Source organism: Caenimonas soli (assembly GCF_013155545.1).
GTDB lineage: Bacteria > Pseudomonadota > Gammaproteobacteria > Burkholderiales > Burkholderiaceae_C > Ramlibacter > Ramlibacter soli.
In genome coordinates, this window is sequence record NZ_JABJVV010000005.1 from 143,898 (window position 1) to 165,699 (window position 21,802).

Consider the following 21,802-nt stretch of genomic DNA (forward strand, 5'->3'; position numbering starts at 1 on the left):
CGCGAAGAACGATCAGAGCGAACCCTTGGTAGAGGGAATGGTGCCGGCACTGCGCGGATCGAGCTCCAGCGCGAAGCGCAGGGCGCGGGCGAAGGCCTTGAACACGGTCTCGCATTGATGGTGGGCGTTCTCGCCGCGCAGATTGTCTATGTGCATCGTGACGAAAGCGTGATTGGCGAAGCCCTGGAAGAACTCGTGCGCCAGCTGGCTGTCGAAAGTGCCGATCATGCCGCTCTTGAACGGCACGTTCATGACGAGGCCCGGGCGTCCCGAAAAATCGATCACCACCCGCGAAAGCGCTTCGTCCAGCGGCACATAGGCATGGCCATAGCGACGGATGCCCTTCTTGTCGCCCACGGCCTTGTAGACCGCCTGGCCCAGCGTGATACCGACGTCCTCCACGGTGTGGTGGCCGTCGATGTGCAGGTCGCCCTGGGCCTGGATGTCCAGGTCGATCAGGCCATGCCGGGCGATCTGGTCCAGCATATGGTCGAAGAAGCCTATGCCGGTGGCGAGCTTCGCCTGGCCTGTGCCATCCAGGTTGACCCGGACGGTGATTTTGGTTTCCGCGGTGTTGCGGGTGATTTCGGCGGTGCGGTCGGTCATAGGGAGGCTTGCAGGGCCGCCAGCATCTGCGCGTTCTCGTCGGCCGTTCCGACGGTCAGGCGCAGGCAGTTGGCCAGCAATAGATGCATTTTAGAAACGTTCTTGACCAGCACGCCACGGGATTTCATGCCGTCGAAGGTGTTTTGCGCGTCCGGAACGCGCACTAGGATCATGTTGGCGTCGCTGGGCCAGCTTTTCACGCCCGGCAGGCCGGCCAGCGCCGCCTGGATGCGCGCCCGCTCTTCGCGCAGGTTTTTCGCCTGGGCCGCGAACACGGTTTCGTGTTCCAGCGCGAACAACGCGGTTTCGCAGTTGAGCACGCTGATGTTGTAGGGCGGCCGGACCTTGTCGATCTCCGCGATCAGGGCCTTCGGGCCGATCATGTAGCCGATGCGGGCTCCGGCCAGGCCGAACTTGCTCAGGGTGCGCATCAGCAGCACGTTGCCGTGGCGCGCGACGCGGTCGATGTAGCTGCGGCTGGCAAAGGGCTGGTAGGCCTCGTCCATCACCACCAGCCCCGGCGCCGCTTCGATGATGGCGTCGATAACCCGGTCGTCCCAGAGGTTGGCGGTCGGGTTGTTGGGATAGGCGATGTAGATGATCGATGGGCGGTGCTCGGCGACCGCGGCGAGCATCGCGGCCTCGTCCAGTTCGAAGTCGGGCGTCAGCGGCACGCCGATGAATTTCAATCCCTGGAGCCGGGCACTCATTTCGTACATCACGAAGCCCGGTAGCGGCGCAAGGATGGACGCGCCGGGCACGTCGCAGGCCATGGCGATGAGCGAAATCAGCTCGTCCGAGCCGTTGCCCAGCATGATGTCGAAGCCCTCGGGCATCCTTGCGTATGCGGCCAGGGCGCGGCGCAGTTCGTTCACCCGTTCGCCGGGGTAGCGATTCAGCGCCAGGGCGCCCAGCCGCTGGCCCAGTTCGGCCTGCAGCTGCGGCGACAGCCGGTGCGGGTTCTCCATGGCATCGAGCTTGATCATGCCCGCCGAAGGCTGGATGGCATAGCCATGCATGGACTGCACGTCCTGGCGTATCAGTTTTTTCAGGTCGCGCGCACTCATCGCTTCATCCTCATTTCGGCCGCCCGGGCATGGGCCTGCAACCCCTCGCCGTAGGCCAGTTCGGCGGCAATCGCGCCGAGCTTGTTGGCGCCGGCCTCGCTGACCTCGATCAGGCTGCTGCGCTTCTGGAAGTCGTACACGCCCAGGGGGCTGGAGAAGCGTGCGGTGCTGCTGGTGGGCAGCACATGGTTGGGGCCGGCGCAATAGTCGCCCAGCGATTCGCTGGTGAAGGCGCCCAGGAAGATGGCGCCGGCGTGCTTGAGCAGCGGCTCCCACTTGTGCGGGTCGCGGCTGGCGATTTCCAGGTGCTCCGGCGCGATGCGGTTGCTGATCTCGCACGCCTCTTCCATGCTGAGGGTCTGGATCAGCGCGCCACGGCCATTGAGCGACTTGGAGATGATCTCGGCGCGCGGCATCCCGGCCAGCAGTTTGTCGATCTCGGCCTGCACCTTGTCGATGTACGCGGCGTCCGGGCACAGCAGGATGCTCTGGGCCAGTTCATCGTGCTCGGCTTGGGAGAACAGGTCCATGGCCACCCAGTCCGGCGGCGTGCTGCCGTCGGCCAGCACCAGGATCTCGCTGGGGCCGGCGATCATGTCGATGCCGACGATGCCGAACACCCGGCGCTTGGCGCTCGCCACATAGGCATTGCCCGGGCCGGTGATCTTGTCGACGCGTGGCACCGTCTGGGTGCCGTAGGCCAGCGCGGCTATCGCCTGCGCCCCGCCGATGGTGAACAGGCGGCTCACGCCCGCCACATGCGCCGCCGCCAGCACCAGGGCGTTTTTTTCGCCGCGCGGCGTCGGCACCACCATGATGATCTCGCCGACGCCGGCCACCTGAGCCGGGACCGCATTCATCAGCACCGACGAGGGATAGGCCGCCTTGCCGCCCGGCACATAGATGCCCACGCGGTCCAGAGGCGTCACCTTCTGTCCCAGCAAGCTGCCGTCGGCGTCACGGTAGCTCCAGCTCTCGCCGCTGGCCTTCTTCTGGGCCTCGTGGTAGCTGCGCACGCGGGCCGCTGCCGCCTGCAACGCGTCGCGCTGCGCAGCGGGCAAGCCGTCGAACGCCGCCTTCAGCTCGGCCTGGGTCAGTTCAAGCTGCGCGAGCGAGGCGGCTGCCAGCGCATCGAAGCGGTTGGTGTAATCGAGAACCGCCGCGTCGCCGCGCTGCTGCACGTCCGCGAGGATTTCGGCGACGCGCTGTTCGACCTGCGCATCCGTTTCAGCCGACCAGTGCAGCCGCTTGCGGAATGCAGCCTCGAATCCAGCGTCTGACGTGGATAGGCGGGCGGGCTTGGCAGTCCAGTCCACGGCCGCTCAGTTCTTTCCGATGGCGCCCGCGAACGCATCGATGACGCGGCGGATCGCTTCCTGTTTGAGCTTGAGCGCAGCCTGGTTGACGACCAGGCGCGAGCTGATGTCCATGATGCGCTCGACCTCGATCAGGTGGTTGGCCTTGAGGGTGCCGCCGGTGGACACCAGGTCGACGATCGCATCGGCGAGGCCCGTGAGCGGAGCCAGTTCCATGCTGCCGTACAGCTTGATCAGGTCCACGTGCACGCCCTTGGCGGCGAAGAATTCGCGCGCGATGTTCACGTATTTAGTGGCGACCGTCAGGCGCGAGCCCTGCTTGACGGCGCTGGCGTAGTCGAAGTCGGCACGAACCGCCACGCTGACGCGGCACTTGGCGATCTGCAGGTCCAACGGCTGATACAGGCCCGCGCCGCGGCCCCAGTCGGCACTGTGCTCGATGAGGGTGTCCAGCCCGGTGACGCCGAGGTCGGCGCCGCCATATTGCACGTAGGTCGGCACGTCGCTGGCGCGCACGATCACGACACGCACATCGGGCTGGCTGGTGGCCAGGATCAGCTTGCGCGATTTTTCCGGGTCTTCCAGCACCTCGATGCCGGCCGCCTTGAGCAGGGGCAGGGTCTCGTCGAAGATGCGTCCCTTGGACAGGGCTAACGTGATCATTTGATTCGTTCTATGTCCGCGCCTATTCCGCGCAACTTGGCTTCCATCTGGTCGTAGCCGCGGTCCAGGTGGTAGATGCGGTCCACCAATGTCTCGCCTTCGGCCACGAGGCCGGCGATGACGAGGCTGGCCGAGGCGCGCAGGTCGGTTGCCATCACCGTGGCACCCGAGAGCTTCTCGACGCCCTCGATGAGCGCGAACTTTCCATCCACCTGGATCCGGGCGCCCAGGCGCACCAGTTCGTTCACGTGCATGAACCGGTTCTCGAAGATGGTTTCGGTGACCTTGGACGAGCCCTCGCCTATCGCATTGAGGACCATGAACTGCGCCTGCATGTCGGTCGGAAAGCCCGGGTATTCGGTGGTGCGAAAGCCCTGCGCCTTCAGGCGCCCCTGGGAGCGCACATGGATGCCATCCTCGATGGCGGCGACCGTGGCGCCGGCCTCGCGCAGCTTGTCGATCACAGCCTCCAGGTGGTCGGCGCGGCCATGCCGCAGCACGACGTCACCGCCGGTCGCCGCGACCGCGCACAGGAAGGTGCCGGCCTCGATGCGGTCGGCCACCACCTGGTGGGTGCAGCCGCCCAGCTTCTCGACCCCGTCGATGGTGATGCGGCTCGTGCCGTGGCCCTGGATGCGCGCGCCCATCTTGATCAGCATCTCGGCCAGATCGCTGATCTCGGGCTCCTGCGCAGCGTTCTCCAGCACCGTCTGCCCCTCGGCCAGCGAGGCGGCCATGAGGAAATTCTCGGTGCCCGTCACGGTGACCATGTCGGTGCGGATGCTGGCGCCCCTGAGCCGTTTCCATCCCTTGGGCAGCTTGGCGATCATGTAGCCGTGTTCGACCACGATCTCGGCGCCCATGGCCTGCAAGCCCTTGATGTGCTGGTCCACGGGCCGCGAGCCGATCGCACAACCGCCGGGCAGCGACACGGTGGCCTCGCCGAAACGGGCGAGCAAGGGCCCGAGCGCCAGGACCGAGGCGCGCATGGTCTTGACCAGCTCGTAGGGGGCCTCGGGCGAGCTCAGTTTGGCCGAATCAATGGTCACCGTGGCGTTCTCGCCGCGCTCTATGGTCACGCCCATGTTGCGGATCAGCGTGAGCATGGTCGCGACGTCCTGCAGGCGCGGCACGTTCTGCAGTACCACCGGCTGGTCGGTCAACAGTGCGGCGCACAGTTCGGGCAGCGCGGCGTTCTTGGCGCCGGAAATCCGGACTTCGCCGTGGAGCTGGCGGCCCCCGCGGATCAAGAGCTTGTCCATTGGTACTTAGTTTGGTTGCGCCGCCCATTCGGCCGGCGTGTAGGTCTTCATCGAGAGTGCATGCACCTCGTCGGTATGCATTCTCTCACCCAGCGTGGCGTAAACGCGCTGATGCCGCTGGATGAGGCGTTTCCCCTGGAATTCGGGCGAAACGATGACAGCCTGCCAGTGGCGCCCGTCGCCCTCGACTTCCAGATGGTCGCAGGCAAGCCCCGCGGCGATGATCGAGCGCAGTTCGTCGCTGGTCATGGCTAACTCCTGATTTTGTAACCGATGCGCAGCAGGTGTACCGCGATGGCACTGACGGCCAGCATGGCCGTCCCCACGATCCCCAGGCTGAGCCAGGGCGAAACGTCGCTGACACCGAAAAAGCCGTAGCGAAATCCGTCGATCATGTAGAAGAACGGATTGAGGTGACTCACGCGTTGCCAGAAAACCGGCAGCGAATGGATCGAATAGAACACGCCGGACAGGAACGTCATGGGCATGATCACGAAGTTCTGGAACGCCGCCATCTGGTCGAATTTCTCCGCCCACAGGCCGGCGATCAGGCCCAGTGCGCCGAGCATGGCCGCGCCCAGCACCGCAAACACCAGGATCCACAGCGGGGCGACGAAGCCGGGTTGCCCGAACAGGGCCGTGACCGCGAACACGCCCAGCCCCACGGCCAGGCCGCGTGCAACGGAGGAGCCCACGTAGGCGAAGAACCAGCTCCAGTGCGACAGCGGCGTGAGCAGCACGAACACCAGGCTGCCCATGATCTTGCTCTGGATCAGGGAGGACGAGCTGTTGGCGAAGGCATTTTGCAGCACGCTCATCATCACCAGCCCAGGAACCAGAAAGGCGGTGTAGCTGACCTGGTCGTACACCTTGACATGGTCCTGCAGCACGTGGCCGAAGATCAGCATGTACAGCACCGCGGTGAGCACCGGCGCCGCTACGGTCTGGAAACTCACTTTCCAGAAGCGCAGCACTTCCTTGTAGAACAGGGTCTGCCACCCGGTCATGGAGCGACCTCCACAGCCAGCGGCTCGGAATGCTTGGACATGACGTCCAGGAAGACATCCTCCAGGTCCGCCTTGCGGATTTCCACGTCTTCCACCCGCAGGCCGGCTTGCCGGATGATGCCCAGGTAGCGTTCGATCTCGTGGGCGTCATGAGCGGGCAGCTGGACGATCCGCCCGGTGACGCGGGCCTTGCCTTCGAATTCCGGCGGCAGCGCACCGTCGATCTTGAAGCGCAGCACGTTGCTGGAGGCGGCCTTGAGCAGATCGCTGGTGCGCTCCAGCGCCACCACCCGCCCGTTCTTGAGCATGGCGATGCGGCTGCACAGGGCTTCGGCCTCTTCCAGGTAATGGGTGGTCAGCAGCACCGTATGGCCTTGCTTGTTCAGGCGCGCAATGAACTGCCACAGCGTCTGGCGCAGCTCCACGTCGACGCCCGCCGTGGGTTCGTCCAGCACGATGACCGGCGGTTTGTGCACCAGCGCCTGGGCCACCAGCACGCGGCGCTTCATGCCGCCGGAGAGCTGGCGCATGTTCGCATTCGCCTTGTCGGCCAGGCCCAGGCTTTCGAGCAATTCGTCGATCCAGGCCTCGTTGTTCTTGACGCCGAAGTAGCCCGACTGGATGCGAAGCGCCTCGCGCACGTTGAAAAAAGGGTCGAACACCAGTTCCTGCGGCACCACGCCCAGGTGGCGGCGCGCAGCGGCGTAGTCCGCCTGCACGTCCAGGCCATGCACCTTGACCTGGCCGGAACTGGGACGGGTCAGGCCCGCCAGGATGCTGATCAGCGTGGTCTTGCCCGCGCCATTCGGCCCCAAGAGGCCGAAGAACTCGCCCTCCTCGATGTCAAAGCTCACGCCGTCCAGGGCTTTGAGCGAGCCACCACGGGCGGTTGGATAGAGCTTGGAGACGGATTGGAAGGAGATCGCGGGCATGGGGAGCCCACGATTTTAGCGACCGCGCCCCTGGGCCGCTCCCGCCGGGGGCTTAGGCCCTATGCCGCGGCCGGCAGGAGCTGGGCTACCCCGTACAGGTTCGCGAGGTCGCGCAGCCGCGCCGGCAAGCGGCTGACCGAGAAGCTCTTGCCCAATGCCAGCGCTTCCCGCCGGCACTCGAGCAGCACCGCCAGGGCCGATGAATCGAACCTGGAAAGAGCGCCCGCGTCCGCGACCACGGCCGGCTCAGGCTGTGAGCGCAGGGCCTGCGCCAGCATGCGGCAGCAGACTCCGGCCTGGTCGTGCGTGAGTTCGGCGGGCAGAACCAGCATGGGTGTGATTCCTCAACCCTTCTTGGAGTTGGACTTGTTGCGCTCTGTCAAGCTGGCAATCAGGCCGTCCAGGCCCTTGGCGTTGATCTCGGCCGCGAACTGGCTGCGATAGGTTTCCACCAGCCACACACCCAGCACGTTCAGGTTGTAGATCTTCCAGCCGGTGCCTTGGCCCGGTGTTTTCTCTAGCCGGTAATCCAGCTGGATCGGGTCGCCGCGGCCGCGAATTTCGGTGCGCACCAGCACGTCGGTGTCTTGCGGCGAACTGCGCATCGGCTTGAGGCTGATCACCTGCTCGTCGACCTGGGCCAAGGCGCCCGAATAGGTACGCACCAGAAGGATCTTGAATTCGTCCTGCAAGCGCTTTTGCTGCTCCGGCGAAGCTTGGCGCCAGGCCGGGCCCACCGCGGCCGCCGTCATGCGCTGGAAATTCACGTTGGGCATGATCTTGCTATCGACCAGAGCGATGATCTTGTTGGTATCACCCGCCTTGATCGATGCGTCGGCCTTGATCGCCCCGAGCACCTCGTCCGACAGCCGCTTGACCATCGCATCCGGCGCTTCATCGGCGGCTTGTGCCAGGGGCGCCAGGCCGCCGAAAGCAGCCACGACCGCCAGGGAGGCGCACAGTTGAACCACAAAACGTCGCTTCATTCTTTACCTTTCGTGCGGACACAGCCGCGGTCATCATTGGAACGCCGGACCATGGCCGGGTTCCGGCAGCCTTCAGGGCCTTGAAACAGTATGCAACCCGTTAACGCGCGGGCGTGGGGGCCGGTGCACCAGGATTGGGGGGAGCTTCTTGCGAGGGGGCGCCGGACGGGGGAGTCGGCTCGTCCGCCTTGGGTTCCTGTCCGCTGGAATCCGAGGTGGTGCTCTCGTAGATCTCGGCGCGCCGCCTTTGCAAATGGGCGTCGCGCGTGAAGCTGTATTTATCGAGCGCCGCTTCGTCCAGGACGGAGCTGGCTCGCAACAGGTTGGAACGGATGTCCACGGCGCGCAGGAAGTAGAGCGCGCTCTGGCCTCCAGGATCCACATCATGCAGGGGGTCGGCTTTGCGGTCGATGGGCAAGGCGAGCGTATCGCGCAAGGTGGAGGGGCCAAGCAACGGGAGCACCAGGTACGGGCCGGCAGGCATCCCCCAGTGGCCCAGGGTCTGCCCGAAGTCTTCCCTGTGCCGATCGATGTTGAACTCGCTGGCGATATCGAAGATGCCGCCCAGGCCAAAGAAGGTATTGAGCTGCACCCGGCCGAAGTTGTCGGCGGCATCTTGAATCTTCAGCTGCAGCAAGCTGTTGACGAACGACCACATGTCGGACAGGTTGCCGAAGAAGTTGCTGACGCCGGTGCGCACCAGCGGCGGCACCGTCTCCTTGTAGATGGTCGCCGCGGGCTTGAGGACGATGGCATCGACCCCTTCGTTGAATTTCATGACGTTGCGGTTAAGCGGCTCGAAGGGATCGCGCGCGCTGGCGTTGGGTCCGGTGGCGCAACCGCCCAGCGCGAGCAGCAGGCCCGCCATGCACGCGAACGCGGCCCACAGCCGCGCTGTGCGCGCAACGAGAATGAGTGATGTCGGTGTCATTTTTTCGGAGCACTCCCGGCAGAGCTGGCGCCGTCTGCAGCCTTGTTATACAGGAACTGGCCGATCAGATTTTCCAGCACCACCGCCGACTGCGTGCTCGTAATGGTATCGCCCGCGGCGATGCTTTTCTCGTCGGCCCCCGCCTCCACCCCTATGTACTGTTCGCCGAGCAGGCCGCTGGTGAGGATCTTCAGCGAGCTGTCCTTGGGAAAGGCATAGCGGTTTTCCAGGGCCAGTGTCACGCGGGCCTGGTAGGACTTGTCGTCGAAGCTGATGGACTCGACACGGCCGACCACCACGCCCGCACTCTTGACGGCGGCCTGGCGCTTGAGCCCGCCGATGTTGTCGAACTTGGCCACCACCCGGTAGGTGGGCTGCAGGCTCAGGGACAACAGGTTGGCCGACTGCAGGGCAAGGAAGAGAACCGCGACCGCACCGATCAGCACGAACAGGCCCACCCAGACATCGTTTTTGGAGCGTTCCATTTTCAACTTTCCCTTAAATACTGAACATCAGCGCGGTGAGGATGAAGTCCAGCCCCAGAACCGACAATGACGCGACCACCACCGTACGCGTGGTCGCCCGTGACACGCCCTCGGGCGTGGGCTGGGCTTCGAACCCCTCCAGCAGGGCGATGAAAGTCACCGTCACGCCGAATACGAAACTCTTGACCACGCCGTTGCCGACGTCGCGCCAGACGTCCACCCCGCCCTGCATCTGGCCCCAGAAAGCGCCGGTGTCGATGCCGATCATGACGACGCCGACTACCCAGCCGCCGAGGATGCCCACGGCGCTGAACACGGCCGCCAGCAGCGGCATGACGATGATCCCCGCCCAGAAACGCGGAGCCAGGATGCGGCGCACGGGATCCACCGCCATCATCTCCATGGCGCTCAGTTGCTCCCCGGCCTTCATCAGGCCGATTTCGGCCGTGAGGGAAGTGCCTGCGCGCCCCGCGAACAGCAGGGCCGTGACCACGGGCCCGAGTTCGCGCACCAGGCCGAGCGCAACCAACAGGCCCAAGGCTTCCGAGGAGCCGTAGCGCTGCAAGGTGTAGTAGCCCTGCAGTCCCAGCACGAAGCCGACGAACAGGCCGGACACCGCAATGATGGCCAGCGAATAGTTGCCCAGGAAATGGATCTGGTCGCGGATGAGGCCGAAGCGCCGCATGCTGGCGCCGAACAGGGCGACCAGGCGCAGGAACAGCCGCGCGCCCTGCCCCAGGTCGGCGAGTTTGCTCCGGGTCGCGTAGCCGACGTCTGCAGGACTGAACCAGCTCATGAATGTGGCCCCCACGCTTGCGGCGATGCCGCTGCACTGCCCCCCGAGGGGGCCTTCGCGCCTTGGAGCGGTCCCGCGCCGCTCATTCGAATCCCCCGCCGAAGTCGTGCGCCACCGTCGGCCCCGGATAGTGAAAAGCCACGGGGCCATCCGGCTTGGCATGGACGAACTGGTCCACCAGTGGATCGCCGGAGGCCATGACTTCCTGGGGCGTGCCTTGCGCGGCCACCTTGCCGTTGGCCAGCACGATCACCTGGTCGGCAATGCTGAAGGTTTCCTCCAGGTCGTGCGAGACCACGATGCTGGTGATGCCCAGCGTGTCGTTGAGCCGGCGGATCAACTGCGCCGCCGTGCCCAGGGAAATCGGGTCGAGCCCGGCGAACGGCTCGTCGTACATGATGAGGTCCGGGTCCAGCGCGATCGCTCGGGCCAGTGCAACGCGCCTGGCCATGCCGCCGGAAATCTGCGAGGGCATCAGGTCGCGCGCACCGCGCAGGCCGACGGCATTGAGCTTCATGAGGACGATGTCGCGCACCAGCCCTTCCGGCAGGTCGGTGTGCTCACGCAAGGGAAACGCCACGTTGTCGAACACGCTCAGGTCGGTGAACAGGGCGCCGAACTGGAACAGCATGCCCATGCGGCGGCGTACCGCATAAAGCCCGGTGGCATCGAGCGCACCCACCTCCTGCCCGTCGAACGTCAGTTCGCCCTCCTGGGCCCTGACCTGCCCGCCGATCAGGCGCAGCACCGTGGTCTTGCCGCCGCCGGAGGCGCCCATCAGCGCCGTCACCTTGCCTCGCGGCACGGTGAAGCTCAGGTCGTCGAGGATGCGGCGATCCCCGTAGCCAAAGCTCAGGTGGCGGCATTCGACGAGTGCCGTGGATTCGGAATTGGTCATCCAGCAGGAAGAGCCGGGACTTGAGCCCGGCCGCAAATGGCAAAGCCTGCAATGATACGAGGCTTTGCCTTAGCCCCGGTTTAGCGCGGCAGGTCGCTGAATCCCATCAGGAATTCATCCACCGAACGCGCGGCCTGGCGGCCTTCGCGGATGGCCCACACCACCAGCGACTGGCCGCGCCGCATGTCGCCCGCGGCGAAGACCTTGGCCACGTTGGTCGCGTAGCCGCCGATGAAGTCGGTTCCGGCCTTGGCGTTGCCGCGAGCGTCCTTCTCGATGCCGAAGCCGTCCAGGATGGTGGCGACGGGGCTGACAAAGCCCATGGCCAGCAGAACCAGGTCGGCCTTGAGCGTCTGCTCGCTGCCGGGCACCTCGATCATCTTGCCGTCCTTCCACTCGACGCGAACGGTCTTGAGGCCGGTAACCTTGCCCTTTTCGCCCAGGAATTCCTTGGTGGCGATGGCGAACTCGCGCTCGCAGCCCTCCTCGTGGCTGGAACTGCTGCGCAGCTTGTACGGCCAGTAGGGCCAGGTCAGCGGCTTGTTCTCTTCCTCGGGCGGCTGGGGCATGAGCTCGAACTGCGTGACGCTGGCCGCGCCATGGCGGTTGCTGGTGCCCACGCAGTCGGAACCGGTGTCGCCGCCCCCGATCACGATGACGTGCTTACCATCGGCGCGAATCTGGCCCTTGACCTTGTCGCCCGCGTTGATCTTGTTCTGCTGCGGCAGGAATTCCATCGCGAAATGGATGCCATCCAGGTCGCGGCCCGGCACCGGCAGGTCGCGCGACTGCTCGGCGCCGCCGGTCAGGAGCACGGCGTCGAACTGCTTTTGCAGCTCTTCGGGCGTCACGGTTTCCTTGGCCCAGTTGATGACCTTGCTGCCTTCGGGCAGCTTACCGACCATCACGCCGGTGCGGAAGGTAACGCCCTCGGCCTTCATCTGCTCGACGCGGCGATCGATATGGATCTTCTCCATCTTGAAGTCGGGGATGCCGTAGCGCAGCAGGCCGCCGATACGGTCGTTCTTTTCGAACAGCGTTACGTCATGACCGGCGCGGGCCAGCTGCTGCGCAGCGGCCATGCCGGCCGGGCCGGAGCCGACCACGGCCACTTTCTTGCCGGTGCGGATCTTGGCCGGACGCGGCGCGACCCAGCCCTGCTGCCAGGCGCGGTCGATGATCGCGTGCTCCAGCGACTTGATGCCCACCGGATCGTCGTTCACGTTCAGCACGCAGGCTTCCTCGCAAGGCGCCGGGCAGATGCGGCCGGTGAATTCCGGGAAGTTGTTCGTGGAGTCCAGCACGGCCCAGGCGTTCTGCCAGTCCTGCCGGTACACCAGGTCGTTGAAGTCGGGAATGATGTTGTTGACGGGGCAGCCGCTGTTGCAGAACGGCGTGCCGCAGTCCATGCAGCGCGCGCCCTGGATCTTGGCCTGTTCGTCGTTGAGCGCAATGACGAATTCCTTGTGGTGCTTCACGCGCTCGGCGATAGGCCGATAGCCTTCCTCGACGCGTTCGTACTCCATGAAGCCGGTGATTTTTCCCATGATTGTTTTCCCGTCCTATCAGGCCGCAGCGACAGAGTCGTGCTTCATTGCCACATGGGCGTTGTTGCCGCTGCTCGCGGCTTCCACTTCGCGGTCGTACATCTCGGCCAGGGCGCGCTTGTACTCGTTCGGGAACACTTTCACGAACTTGGTGCGCGCGGTCGCCCAGGTATCGAGCAATTCGCGCGCGCGCTTGCTGCCGGTCCAACGGTTGTGCTCTTCCAGCAGCTTCTTGAGCAGGGTCTCGTCGGCCTGGTCCTTGTGCAAGCGGGTCTTGCCAGCCTTCTGTTCGGCGGCCGTTCCCACGCGTTCCAGCGACACCATGGAGGTGTTGCAGCGGCTGGCGAACTCGCCATCCTCGTCGTAGACATAGGCGATACCGCCCGACATGCCGGCCGCGAAGTTGCGGCCGGTCTTGCCCAGCACCAGCACCGTGCCGCCGGTCATGTACTCGCAGCCATGGTCGCCCGTGCCTTCGACGACCGCGGTGGCGCCGGAGAGGCGCACGGCGAAGCGTTCGCCCGCCACGCCGCTGAAGAAGGCTTCACCCGTGGTGGCACCGTACAACGCCGTGTTGCCGATGATGATGTTGCTGGTGGCAACACCGCGGAAATCGATGCTGGGGCGCACCACGATGCGGCCTCCCGACAGGCCCTTGCCGGTGTAGTCGTTGGCGTCGCCGATCAGGTACAGCGTGATGCCCTTGGCCAGGAACGCGCCAAAGGACTGGCCGCCGGTGCCTTCAAGCTGGATGCGGATGGTGTCATCCGGCAATCCTTCCGGATGCACCTTGGTCAGCGCGCCCGACAGCATCGCGCCGACGGAGCGGTTGACGTTGCGGGCGACTTCGATGAACTGGACCTTCTCGCCCTTGTCGATGGCCGCGCGCGACTTCTCGATCAGGATGCGGTCCAGGCTCTTGGCCAGGCCGTGGTCCTGCTCTTCGACATGGAAGCGCGGCACTTCGGCGGGCACGTTCGGCTGCGCGAACAGGCGGCTGAAGTCCAGGCCCTTGGCCTTCCAGTGGGCGATGCCCTTCTTCACGTCCAGCAGGTCGGCGCGCCCGATCAGCTCGTCGAACTTGCGGATGCCCAGCTGCGCCATGATCTGGCGCACTTCCTCGGCGACGAAGAAGAAATAGTTGACGACGTGCTCGGGCTTGCCGGCGAACTTCTTGCGCAGCGCCGGGTCTTGCGTCGCCACACCCACCGGGCAGGTGTTGAGGTGGCACTTGCGCATCATGATGCAGCCCTCGACCACCAGGGGCGCGGTGGCGAAACCGAACTCGTCGGCGCCGAGCAACGCGCCGATGGCGACGTCGCGGCCGGTCTTCATCTGGCCGTCCGCTTGCACGCGGATGCGGCCGCGCAGGCGGTTGAGCACCAGGGTCTGCTGCGTCTCGGCCAGGCCGATTTCCCAGGGGCTGCCGGCATGCTTGATCGACGACCAGGGCGAAGCGCCCGTGCCGCCGTCGTGACCGGCGATCACCACGTGGTCGCTCTTGCACTTGGCCACGCCCGCGGCGATGGTGCCAACACCGACTTCCGAGACTAGCTTGACGCTGACGGAGGCGTGCGGAGCGACGTTCTTCAAATCGTGGATCAGCTGGGCCAGATCCTCAATCGAGTAGATGTCGTGGTGCGGCGGCGGCGAGATCAGACCCACGCCCGGCACCGAATAGCGCAGCTTGCCGATGTACTTGGACACCTTGCCGCCGGGCAGCTGGCCGCCCTCGCCCGGCTTGGCGCCCTGCGCCATCTTGATCTGGATCTGGTCGGCGGAAGACAGGTATTCCGCAGTGACGCCAAAGCGCCCCGAAGCGACCTGCTTGATCTTGGAACGCAGCGAGTCGCCCGCGTTGAGCGGGTAGTCCACCTCGATCACTTCGCGCCCGACGATGTCGGCGATGGTCTGTCCCTGCTTGATCGGGATGCCCTTGAGCTCCTGGCGGTAGCGCGCCGGATCCTCGCCGCCTTCGCCGGTGTTGCTCTTGCCGCCGATGCGGTTCATGGCGACGGCCAGCGTGGCGTGAGCCTCGGTCGAGATCGAGCCGAGCGACATCGCGCCTGTCGCGAAACGCTTGACGATTTCCTTGGCCGGCTCGACCTCGTCGATGGAGATGGCCTTGGCCGGATCGATCTTGAACTCGAACAGTCCGCGCAACGTCATGTGGCGGCGGTTCTGGTCGTTGATCAACTGGGCGAATTCCTTGTAGGTATTCCAGTTGTTGGCGCGCGAAGCGTGCTGCAGCTTGGCGATGGCGTCCGGCGTCCACATGTGCTCTTCACCGCGGGCGCGCCACGCGTATTCGCCGCCGGCGTCGAGCATGCCGGCCAGAATCGGGTCATCGCCGAAGGCCGCCTTGTGCATGCGGATCGCTTCCTGGGCGATCTCGAACACGCCGATGCCTTCGACGCGGCTGGCGGTGCCGGTGAAGTACTTCTCCACCGTGTCGGTGTTCAGGCCAATGGCTTCGAACAGCTGCGCGCCGCAATAGCTCATGTAGGTGGACACGCCCATCTTGGACATGATCTTGGACAGGCCCTTGCCCACCGCCTTGACGTAGTTGTAGATTGCCTTGTCGGGGTTCAGGTCGCCGGGCAGGTCCTTGTGAATGGACACCAGGGTTTCCATCGCCAGGTACGGATGAATCGCCTCGGCGCCGTAGCCGGCCAGCACGCCGAAGTGATGCACTTCACGCGCGGTGCCGGTTTCGACGACCAGGCCGGCCGTCGTGCGCAGGCCCTCGCGCACCAGATGCTGGTGGATCGAGGACAGGGCCAGCAGGGCGGGGATCGCCACCTGCGTCGGGCCGACGGCGCGGTCGCTGATGATGAGGATGTTCTTGCCGCTCTTTATCGCGTCCACCGCCTCGGCATTCAGGGAAGCGAGCTTGGCCTCCACGCCTTCGTGGCCCCAGTCCAGCGGGTAGGTGATGTCCAGCGTGTAGCTACGGAATTTGCCGTGCGTGTTGCTCTCGATGTCGCGCAGCTTCGCCATGTCGGCGAAGTCGAGGATCGGCTGGCTGACTTCCAGCCGCATCGGCGGGTTGACCTGGTTGATGTCCAGCAGGTTCGGCTTGGGGCCGATGAAGGACACCAGCGACATCACGATGGCTTCGCGGATCGGGTCGATCGGCGGGTTCGTCACCTGGGCGAACAGCTGCTTGAAGTAGTTGTAGAGCGGCTTGTCCTTGGTGGACAGCACGGCCAGCGGGCTGTCGTTGCCCATGGAGCCGATGCCCTCTTCGCCGGCCTGGGCCATGGGCGACATCAGGAACTTGATGTCTTCCTGGGTGTAGCCGAACGCCTGCTGGCGATCCAGCAGTTCGACGTCGCTGTGCGGGATGGTGCCCGAGGTGTCGGACAGGTCATCGAGCTTGATACGCAGGTTCTCGATCCACTGCTTGTAGGGCTTGCTGTTGGCGAGGTTGGCCTTGAGCTCCTCGTCGTCGATCATGCGGCCCTGCTCCAGGTCGATCAGGAACATCTTGCCGGGCTGCAGTCGCCACTTGCGCACGATCTTGTTCTCCGGGACCGGCAGCACGCCGGTCTCGGACGCCATGATCACGAGGTCGTCGTCGGTCACGCAGTAGCGCGAGGGACGCAGGCCGTTGCGGTCCAGCGTGGCGCCGATCTGGCGGCCGTCGGTGAACACGATGGAAGCCGGGCCGTCCCAGGGCTCCAGCATGGCGGCGTGGTACTCATAGAAGGCCTTGCGCCGCTCGTCCATGGTGGTGTGCTGTTCCCACGGCTCGGGGATCATCATCATCACGGCCTGGCTGATCGGATAGCCGGCCATGGTCAGCAGCTCGAGGCAGTTGTCGAAGGTGGCCGTGTCGGACTGGTTGGCGAAGCTGATCGGATACAGCTTCTTCAGGTCGGCGCCCAGCACAGGCGACGACATCACGCCTTCGCGCGCCTTCATCCAGTTGTAGTTGCCCTTGACGGTATTGATCTCGCCGTTGTGGGCGACGTAGCGGTACGGGTGGGCCAGCGGCCACTCGGGAAAGGTGTTGGTGGAGAAGCGCTGGTGCACCAAGCCCAGGGCCGACACGCAGCGCGGGTCCTTCAGGTCCAGGTAGTAGGTGCCCACCTGGTCGGCCAGCAGCAGGCCCTTGTAGACCACCGTGCGGCTGGACATGCTGGGAACGTAGTATTCCTTGGTGTACTTCAGGCGCAGGTTCTGGATGGCGGCGCTGGCGGTCTTGCGGATCACGTACAGCTTGCGCTCCAGGGCGTCCTGCACGATCACGTCGTTGCCGCGGCCGATGAAGACCTGGCGCAGGATTGGTTCCTTTTTGCGCACGGCCGGCGACATCGGCATGTCGCGGTCAACCGGCACGTCGCGCCAGCCGAGCAGCACCTGGCCTTCGGCCTTGATGGCCCGCTCGAGCTCCTGCTCGCAGGCCAGGCGGGACGCGTGCTCCTTGGGCAGGAAGATCATGCCGACGCCATATTCGCCGGGCGGCGGCAGTTCCACGCCCTGCGCCGCCATTTCCTCGCGGTACAGCGCGTCGGGCAGCTGGATCAGGATGCCGGCGCCGTCGCCCATCAGCTTGTCCGCGCCCACGGCGCCGCGATGGTCCAGGTTCTCCAGGATCTTCAGCCCTTGCTGGACGATGGCATGGCTCTTCTCGCCCTTGATATGGGCCACAAAACCCACGCCGCACGCGTCGTGTTCGTTGGCGCCCGAATACAGGCCGTGTTCTTGCAGATAGGAAATTTCAGCGGCCGTCGTCATGGCGCACTCCTGGAGGTTTTTCGTGGGGGTCAAGAATAATGCAGCGCAGCAATCTTGCCAAGCAAAACAATCGGGGTCAGATTCCAATTAATTTGGCACCAAAATGACGCACCGATAATTGGGGACAGATTAAATTGGTGCCTTGGCTAAGGAGGGCCGCCCCGCCCGGGTCTTGCTGACGCGCCGCTGGGTTCGCTTTTGCAGGTCCGCCACGTAATCGGCCTCCCCCAGAGCCCAACCGCGCAAGGCCGAGTCCGTCAAGGCATGCTGCTGTTGAGCCGAGATGCCGGACCGCACCAAATCCGCGTAGGCGGCGTCCCGGGCGAATGGCGTGTTGCCCAGCTCCCAGTAGAGCGGATGAGGCGACACGAGCCGGTCGTTGCGAAGCCCCACGTAGTGACGATGGCTCGACCAGGGATAGTCGCCCGGCTCCAAAGCGATACCTGCACGCACCGGGTTGAGGTCGATATAGGCCATGCAGGCCAGCAAATAGCGTTCCGCCTGGATCAAGGTGGACTTGTAGCGGCCCTCCCACAAGGTGCCGGTGCGTCCCTCCCGCTGGTTGAAGTAGCGAACGTAGCGCCGCCCCACGGCCTGCATCATCTCGGGAATGCCCTCAGCGGTCTCAGGAGTTGCGAGCAAGTGGAAATGGTTGCTCATCAGCACATAGGCATGGATGGCCACACCCGCCTTGCGCGAGTGTTCCTCGATCATGGCCAGCAGCGTCTCATAGTCGTTGTTGGCAGCAAAGATCGCCTGCCGGTTATTGCCACGCTGGATGATGTGGTGCGGAAAACCGGGGACTGTGAGTCGAGGGAGTCGGGCCATGGATGATTGAGCTGCGCCAACGCATCATAAATTGGAATCTGACCCCAATTAGAGGTTCGCCGGGTACCTAGGCTTCCAGCCCGGGATAGCGCAACGGCTCCAGGCCCTGCAAGCCGAACTCGGACAACACCGCGCGCAGCCGCTCCGCGGCACTGCGCTTTCGCTGGCCGTTGTACCGCGCCAGGATGAGTTCGTTCTTCAGGCTGTGCTCCCAGCCCACCAGTTCGGTCACTGTCACTTGGTAACCGCAGGCTTCCAGGTACAGGCAGCGCAGCACGTTGGTCAACTGGCTACCCAGCTCCCGCGTGTGCAAGGGGTGGCGCCACAGCTCAGCCAGCGGTGTGCGCGAAAGCGCAGAGGCCTTGTTCTGCCGCAGGCACACCGCCACTTCGGCCTGACAGCAGGGCACCAGCACCATGAACCGAGCCTGCTTGCGCAGACCGAAAGCGATCGCGTCGTCGGTCGCGGTATCACAGGCGTGGAGCGCCGTCACCACATCGATTCGTTCCGGCAGCACCGCCGCATCGGCGGCTTCGGCCACGCTCAGGTTGAGGAACGACATGCGCTCGAACCCCAACCTTGCAGCCAGCGCACTCGATCTTTCCACCAGCTCGGGCCGCGTCTCCACACCGTAGATGTGCCCGCTGCCCCGCTCCTTGAAGAACAGGTCATAGAGGATGAACCCGAGGTACGACTTGCCCGCCCCATGGTCTGCCAGCGTCGGGCTGTTCCCGGTGGCTGGCAGTTCCAGCAGCAATTTCTCGATGAACTGATAGAGGTGATAGACCTGCTTGAGCTTGCGGCGCGAGTCCTGGTTCATCCGCCCATCACGGGTGAGGATGTGCAGTTCCTTGAGCAGTTCGGTCGATTGGCCCGGCCGCAGCTCCAGTTGCTCCTGCTTCATGGCGAAGGCCCGACGCCCAGGGCGGCCCAGCCCTCCGGACCCAATCCTTGCAGCGTCCGCATATTGGCTTCGTAGATGGCCTCCGGCTGGGGAAAAGCCTGCACCGCCCGCTCGATACTCGCTTCGCGCAGCAAGTGGATGGTGGGATACGGCGAACGGTTGGTGAAATTGGAGATGTCGCCTGCTTGAGTCCCTGCAAACTGGTACGCGGGGTGGAAGCTCGCGAGCTGGATCACGCCTTCCAGCCCGCGCCGGCGAAGCAGGCGGTCGGCCGTCGCCAGAAAATCGTTGAACTCCAGAAAATCCTCCAGGCAGCGAGGCGCGATCAACAGGGTGGTTTCGCGAATTGCCGGATCCATGCCGACCAGCGCTGCCAACTCCTTATCCAGCTCTTCAAGCAGTTGCCGCGGCTGCGTAGCCTCGCTGACGGCATAGTGCACCTGGTCCTTGACGTGAACCGCCTTGGCGAAGGGACACAGGTTCAGGCCGATGACCGCACGCTCCAGCCAGTTGCGCGTGTCGCTCACTACAGTGTCGGCGGCATTGCTCATCGTGCAAGGATTTTACGTTGCAGCGCACTCACGGCAGCAGCTTGCGCCCCGTCATCCGCTCGTGCTCCCGCGCAGCGAATCGGTCGGTCATGCCTGCGATGTAGTCCGCAACCGCGCGCGCCGTGTCCGGCCGCGTGGCAAAGTCCTGCGGCATCTGGCCCGGATCGTCCAGGTACTCTGCGAACAGTTCGCGCACCACATGCTTGGCCTGCCCGGTGGTAGCCATCACCTGGGGATGCCTATACAGGTTGTGCAACAGAAAACGCTTCAGCGCCGCCGACTTCAGACGCATGCCGTCGCTGAAGCCGACGAGCGCGGCATCCGCGCGCACGTCGTCCGCGGTCAGTGGAGCCGCCTGCTGGACCGCGGCACGGGTTGAGTCGATCACGTCGTACACCTGCGCACTGAGCATGCGGCGTATCGCTTCGTACAGCAGCCGCCGCCCCTGCAACGTGGGGAACTCCCGCAAGGTTTCCTGGCGGAACTGATCGAACAACTCGACTTCAGTCAGCTGCTCGAGAGAGATGAGCCCGGAGCGCACGCCATCATCGATATCGTGGGCGTTGTAGGCGATCTCGTCGGCCAGGTTGCAAAGCTGCGCCTCCAGGCTGGGCTGGCTGCGGTCGAGGAAGCGGCGTGCCACGCCCCCCGGCTCCGCGGCCTCGATACGCTCGGCGTTGTTGCGCGAGCAATGCTTGAGGATGCCCTCGCGGGTTTCGAATGTGAGGTTCAGCCCATTGAAGCGCGGGTAGCGCTCTTCCAGTTCGTCCACCACCCGCAAGCTCTGAAGGTTGTGCTCGAACCCGCCCCGGCCCGTCATGCAGTCGTTCAGCGCGTCCTGGCCCGCATGGCCGAAAGGGGTGTGGCCCAGGTCGTGCGCCAGGGCGATCGCCTCCACCAGGTCCTCATTGAGATGCAAAGCACGGCCAATGGAACGCCCCAACTGCGCGACCTCCAGCGAGTGGGTCATGCGGGTGCGAAACAGGTCCCCCTCGTGGTTGAGAAACACCTGGGTCTTGTAGACCAATCGCCTGAACGCCGTGGAGTGAACGATGCGGTCGCGATCGCGCTGGTATTCCGTTCGGGTCGGCGCGGCCTGCTCCGCGTGGCGCCGTCCGCGCGACCGGGCAGGATCGCAGGCGTAGCGGGCCAGGGTCATGTCAGGCAGCGCTGCAGCAGCGCGCTATGACCTCACGCACCATCGCTTCCGGCGCAGGCCGCACTGCCGCACTGCCCGGCCTGTCGATGACCACGAACTTGATTTCCCCCGCCTCGGTCTTCTTGTCGACCTGCATCAGTTCGAGGTAGCGGTGCGCCCCGAGTGCGGGACCGACGACAGGCAATCCCGCCCGTTCGATCAGTGCAGTGACGCGTTGCACGAAGGCCGCGTCGACCAAGCCGAGGCGTTGCGACAGATGCAAGGCCATCACCATGCCGCATCCCACGGCCTCGCCGTGCAGCCACTGACCATATCCCAGCCCTGCTTCGATCGCATGGCCGAAGGTATGGCCGAAGTTGAGGTTGGCGCGCAGGCCGGATTCACGCTCGTCCTGGGCCACCACCCAGGCCTTGATCTCGCAGCTGCGCCGGACGGCATGGGCCATCAGGGTGGCGTCGCGATCCATCAACCCCTGGATGTTGGTCTCGATCCAGGCGAGGAACTCCATGTCGGCGATCGGTCCGTACTTGATCACCTCGGCCAGCCCCGCGCTGAACTCGCGCGCCGGCAGGGTCGCCAGCGTGTCCAGGTCGCAAACCACCAGCCGCGGTTGATAGAAGGCCCCGATCATGTTCTTGCCCAGCGGGTGGTTGATGGCCGTCTTGCCGCCAACGGAAGAGTCCACCTGGGCCAGCAGTGTCGTGGGGACCTGCACGAAGGGCACGCCACGCATGTAGCAAGCCGCCGCGAAACCCGTCATGTCCCCCACCACACCGCCCCCCAGGGCGTAGAGCACGGTCTTGCGATCGCAGGCCTTTTGCAGCAAGGCATCGAAAATCAGGTTGAGGGTCTGCCAGGTCTTGTGTTCTTCGCCGTCCGGCAAGGCGACGACATGCACCGCCTGATGGCGCCCGGAAATGGCCCGCTCAAGCTGGGCGGCATACAAGGGCGCCACGGTGGTGTTGGTGACGATCAGGGCCTGGGCCGCTGCGGGAACGCCCGTCCAGGTCGCGGTGTCGCCCAGCAGGCCGGCGCCGATGTTGATCGGGTAACTGCGGTCGCCGAGCTCGATCGGGACCTGGTGCAAAACGGAAGCGGTGGAAGCGGCTGGCATGGCCCCA

21 protein-coding genes are annotated in these 21,802 nt (G+C 64.9%); all 21 read right to left on the bottom strand.

The window, feature by feature from the left end:
• Window positions 1–12 precede the first annotated feature (12 nt).
• The 21 genes from hisB to aroB all read right to left on the bottom strand — a co-directional run bounded on the left by hisB (window position 13) and on the right by aroB (window position 21,795).
• Window positions 13–606 (bottom strand): imidazoleglycerol-phosphate dehydratase HisB, encoded by a 594-nt coding sequence (hisB, locus tag HNE04_RS09400; RefSeq protein ID WP_172218277.1) that lies wholly within the window; start codon window positions 604–606, stop codon window positions 13–15.
• Window positions 603–1,673, bottom strand: a complete 1,071-nt coding sequence (hisC, locus tag HNE04_RS09405) for a histidinol-phosphate transaminase (protein WP_172218278.1) — start codon at window positions 1,671–1,673, stop codon at window positions 603–605. Before hisC ends, hisB begins: the two co-directional genes overlap by 4 nt.
• Complete coding sequence (hisD, locus tag HNE04_RS09410; RefSeq protein WP_172218279.1) at window positions 1,670–2,989, bottom strand: histidinol dehydrogenase; 1,320 nt, start codon at window positions 2,987–2,989, stop codon at window positions 1,670–1,672. Before hisD ends, hisC begins: the two co-directional genes overlap by 4 nt.
• Before the next feature lie 6 nt (window positions 2,990–2,995).
• Entirely contained in the window at window positions 2,996–3,652 is a 657-nt protein-coding gene (gene hisG / locus HNE04_RS09415) for an ATP phosphoribosyltransferase (RefSeq protein WP_172218280.1), read from the bottom strand.
• Window positions 3,649–4,914, bottom strand: coding sequence for a UDP-N-acetylglucosamine 1-carboxyvinyltransferase (murA, locus tag HNE04_RS09420; protein WP_172218281.1), 1,266 nt, complete (start codon window positions 4,912–4,914; stop codon window positions 3,649–3,651). Before murA ends, hisG begins: the two co-directional genes overlap by 4 nt.
• 6 nt (window positions 4,915–4,920) lie before the next feature.
• The gene (locus HNE04_RS09425) at window positions 4,921–5,163 is read right to left on the bottom strand and encodes a BolA family protein (protein ID WP_172218282.1); all 243 of its coding nucleotides are present in this window, start codon (window positions 5,161–5,163) and stop codon (window positions 4,921–4,923) included.
• Between the two features lie 2 nt (window positions 5,164–5,165).
• Complete coding sequence (locus HNE04_RS09430) at window positions 5,166–5,921, bottom strand: ABC transporter permease (RefSeq protein WP_172218283.1); 756 nt, start codon at window positions 5,919–5,921, stop codon at window positions 5,166–5,168.
• Complete coding sequence (locus HNE04_RS09435) at window positions 5,918–6,853, bottom strand: ABC transporter ATP-binding protein (protein WP_172218284.1); 936 nt, start codon at window positions 6,851–6,853, stop codon at window positions 5,918–5,920. The genes HNE04_RS09430 and HNE04_RS09435 overlap by 4 nt, the downstream gene beginning before the upstream one ends.
• 59 nt (window positions 6,854–6,912) lie before the next feature.
• Complete coding sequence (locus HNE04_RS09440; protein ID WP_172218285.1) at window positions 6,913–7,185, bottom strand: STAS domain-containing protein; 273 nt, start codon at window positions 7,183–7,185, stop codon at window positions 6,913–6,915.
• Window positions 7,186–7,197: 12 nt separating this feature from the next.
• Window positions 7,198–7,839: an MlaC/ttg2D family ABC transporter substrate-binding protein gene (locus HNE04_RS09445; protein ID WP_172218286.1), complete on the bottom strand. Its 642-nt coding sequence runs from the start codon at window positions 7,837–7,839 to the stop codon at window positions 7,198–7,200.
• Window positions 7,840–7,939: 100 nt separating this feature from the next.
• The gene (locus HNE04_RS09450; RefSeq protein WP_172218287.1) at window positions 7,940–8,770 is read right to left on the bottom strand and encodes an MlaA family lipoprotein; all 831 of its coding nucleotides are present in this window, start codon (window positions 8,768–8,770) and stop codon (window positions 7,940–7,942) included.
• On the bottom strand, window positions 8,767–9,255 hold the full coding sequence (mlaD, locus tag HNE04_RS09455; protein WP_172218288.1) for an outer membrane lipid asymmetry maintenance protein MlaD: 489 nt from the start codon (window positions 9,253–9,255) through the stop codon (window positions 8,767–8,769). The genes HNE04_RS09450 and mlaD overlap by 4 nt, the downstream gene beginning before the upstream one ends.
• A gap of 13 nt (window positions 9,256–9,268) precedes the next feature.
• A complete protein-coding gene (mlaE, locus tag HNE04_RS09460; protein ID WP_172218289.1) occupies window positions 9,269–10,051 on the bottom strand; it encodes a lipid asymmetry maintenance ABC transporter permease subunit MlaE in 783 nt (260 codons plus the stop codon).
• An 82-nt stretch (window positions 10,052–10,133) separates the two neighbouring features.
• Complete coding sequence (locus tag HNE04_RS09465; protein WP_172218290.1) at window positions 10,134–10,949, bottom strand: ABC transporter ATP-binding protein; 816 nt, start codon at window positions 10,947–10,949, stop codon at window positions 10,134–10,136.
• Window positions 10,950–11,029: 80 nt separating this feature from the next.
• Entirely contained in the window at window positions 11,030–12,496 is a 1,467-nt protein-coding gene (locus tag HNE04_RS09470; RefSeq protein ID WP_172218291.1) for a glutamate synthase subunit beta, read from the bottom strand.
• 18 nt (window positions 12,497–12,514) lie between these two features.
• Window positions 12,515–17,239, bottom strand: coding sequence for a glutamate synthase-related protein (locus HNE04_RS09475; RefSeq protein ID WP_172218292.1), 4,725 nt, complete (start codon window positions 17,237–17,239; stop codon window positions 12,515–12,517).
• 129 nt (window positions 17,240–17,368) lie between these two features.
• Window positions 17,369–18,067, bottom strand: coding sequence for a transposase (locus HNE04_RS09480; RefSeq protein ID WP_172218293.1), 699 nt, complete (start codon window positions 18,065–18,067; stop codon window positions 17,369–17,371).
• 67 nt (window positions 18,068–18,134) lie between these two features.
• Complete coding sequence (locus HNE04_RS09485; RefSeq protein ID WP_172218294.1) at window positions 18,135–18,971, bottom strand: class I SAM-dependent methyltransferase; 837 nt, start codon at window positions 18,969–18,971, stop codon at window positions 18,135–18,137.
• The gene (locus tag HNE04_RS09490) at window positions 18,968–19,522 is read right to left on the bottom strand and encodes a DUF1415 domain-containing protein (RefSeq protein WP_172218295.1); all 555 of its coding nucleotides are present in this window, start codon (window positions 19,520–19,522) and stop codon (window positions 18,968–18,970) included. The genes HNE04_RS09485 and HNE04_RS09490 overlap by 4 nt, the downstream gene beginning before the upstream one ends.
• Before the next feature lie 28 nt (window positions 19,523–19,550).
• Window positions 19,551–20,681 (bottom strand): deoxyguanosinetriphosphate triphosphohydrolase, encoded by a 1,131-nt coding sequence (locus tag HNE04_RS09495; RefSeq protein WP_172218296.1) that lies wholly within the window; start codon window positions 20,679–20,681, stop codon window positions 19,551–19,553.
• A 1-nt stretch (window position 20,682) separates the two neighbouring features.
• Window positions 20,683–21,795, bottom strand: coding sequence for a 3-dehydroquinate synthase (gene aroB, locus HNE04_RS09500; RefSeq protein ID WP_172218297.1), 1,113 nt, complete (start codon window positions 21,793–21,795; stop codon window positions 20,683–20,685).
• Window positions 21,796–21,802 lie beyond the last annotated feature (7 nt).